This is a genomic window from Algibacter sp. TI.3.09, assembly GCF_038154905.1.
Classification (GTDB): domain Bacteria; phylum Bacteroidota; class Bacteroidia; order Flavobacteriales; family Flavobacteriaceae; genus Algibacter.
On the sequence record NZ_JBAKAN010000036.1, the window covers coordinates 1 to 307 of the forward strand.

1 pseudogene is annotated in these 307 nt (G+C 35.2%); it reads left to right on the forward strand.

What is annotated here, in order from left to right:
- Positions 1 to 307, forward strand: a pseudogene (locus tag V6246_RS18220) (DUF11 domain-containing protein); the annotation flags it as partial.

A 307-nucleotide genomic window follows, 5' to 3' on the forward strand; every position in this document is an offset into this window, starting at 1 on the left:
CTTATGCATATCAATGTTTATCTGGTTTGTCTGGAAGACAACATTTAGGTATGAATTTTATAGCGCCCGTAAATTGTCTATTGCCAAATATTTTAGATGAAGTTTCACGTATACATCGTATTGCTGGTGTTAATTCAAATGAATCTGCTTTAACAATTTTAGCATCGACTTCAACTCCTGATGGAAATATAAGCGTAACCGATGGAAATGGGCCAATTGTTGGACCTTTGGTTTCTACACCTGTTGCTGGAACAGCAGATTGGAAAACTTTTTTTATAAATGGATTAACAGGTGAAGTTGATGTAAC